The sequence below is a fragment of the Phascolarctobacterium succinatutens YIT 12067 genome (assembly GCF_000188175.1).
In the GTDB taxonomy this organism is placed as follows: Bacteria; Bacillota; Negativicutes; order Acidaminococcales; family Acidaminococcaceae; genus Phascolarctobacterium_A; species Phascolarctobacterium_A succinatutens.
The window spans coordinates 1-1,792 of record NZ_GL830865.1; the positions used below are offsets into that span (position 1 = coordinate 1).

The 1,792-nt window shown below is 36.4% G+C and carries 1 protein-coding gene; it reads left to right on the top strand.

Annotated features, from left to right (window positions below; translation table 11 throughout):
- Positions 1–159: 159 nt before the first annotated feature.
- On the top strand, positions 160–1,737 hold the full coding sequence (locus HMPREF9443_RS03040; RefSeq protein ID WP_009145038.1) for an IS1182 family transposase: 1,578 nt from the start codon (positions 160–162) through the stop codon (positions 1,735–1,737).
- Positions 1,738–1,792 lie beyond the last annotated feature (55 nt).

Here is a 1,792-nt window from a genome sequence, read left to right on the forward strand (position 1 = left end):
GAGGCTGGGACAAAACCCAACCTTAAACAGAAAAACCAGTGGAGTTTTACCGTCAGGTAAATTTCCACTGGTTTTTTAGTGCTAAAAGTACACAACGAGTTGCTTTTCTGTTAGAATTAAATCACCACAAAATAACAAAAACAAGGAAAGGAACTCGTCATGTACAAAAATTATAACATAAATCAGCTGGTTTTGCCTCTAAATTTAGAAATAAAAATTCAGGATAACGATATCGCAAGGCACGTAAACAATTTGGTTGAAAGTATTCCCAAAAAGGCCTTTGATAAATATTACAAAGAAACGGGCTGCCCGGCATATCACCCGAGAATGATGCTCAAAATATTATTGTGTGCCTACTCTCAGTCGGTATTTTCCGGTAGAAAAATAGAAGCGTTGTTATCTGACAGCATTCGTATGATGTGGTTAGCTCAGGGATATTCACCCAGCTACCGCACTATTAACAGATTCAGAAGCAACAAAGACATGCAGGAACTGCTTTGTCAGTGTTTTATTCAGTTCAGAGCCCAACTTATAAAAGAAAAGATAATAAACAATGAAGCTATTTTCATAGACGGAACAAAGATAGAAGCCAATGCCAACAAATTCAGCTTTGTATGGAAAAAAGCTGTAGAAAAATATGGTATAAGTCTGATAGAAAATTCCAGACGGATATACGATGAATTGGTTGAGCAGGAAATAATTCCTGCCATGGAGCTTGAGCAAGAAGCTACGATTAACGAAAAAGAGATGGTTGAGGTGGTCGAAAAGCTTGATTCAGCTATTGAGGTTATGGACAAAGAAATAGCTGAATCTGATTCTGTCGAAAAACGTAAACGAATAAGGCACAAAAGGAAACGTCCGAAGCAACTCAGAAAAATCTTAAAAGATAATATTGCCCGAAAACAAAAATACGACAGACAACTTGCTATTATGGAGAATAGAAACAGTTATTCCAAAACAGATCCAGATGCTACTTTTATGCGTATGAAAGAAGATTATATGAAGAACGGCCAGCTGAAGCCAGGTTATAACGTACAAATAGCAACAGAAGGCCAATACGCTCTTGCATATGACTTATTTCCCAATCCTACAGATACTCGCACACTCAAACCATTTCTAGATGTTATTGAAAGCAGTTATTTTGCTTTGCCGGAATATATTGTAGCTGATGCTGGATATGGCAGCGAGGAAAACTATGTCGACATTATTGAAAACAGACAACTGACACCGTTAATTACTTATGGCATGTATCTGAAAGAGCAGGAAAGAAGATATAAAAAAGATGCTTTCAAGACCGCTAATTGGGATTATGATAATGCTGATGATTACTATACGTGTCCAAACGGCAAAAAATTGATATTTAAATATAATTCCCAAAGAAAAGATAAGAACGGCTTTGCGAGAAACTTTAGAGTATACGAATGCGAAGATTGTTGTAATTGCCCATACCGCAGTCAGTGTTGCAAGGCCAAAGAAGGCAATAACAGAAAAATAAGTATAAACGTAAAATGGGAACAGCAAAAAGAATATATTAGAGCACAGCTTTCAGACAATAAGACTGGTAAAATCTACAAGAGAAGGAAAATTGATGTAGAGCCAGTCTTTGGATTCTTGAAGGCTAATTTGCGTTTCAACAGATTTACGGTAAGAGGAAAATTCAAAGCAAAAATAGAAATGGGTTTGGCTTTGATGGCAGTAAATTTAAGAAAATATATGCAGCATACAGCTGCAGCTTAATTTTACGCGAAGTAAAAGGACTGGAATTTGAGAAAAAACTCAAATTCCAGTCCTT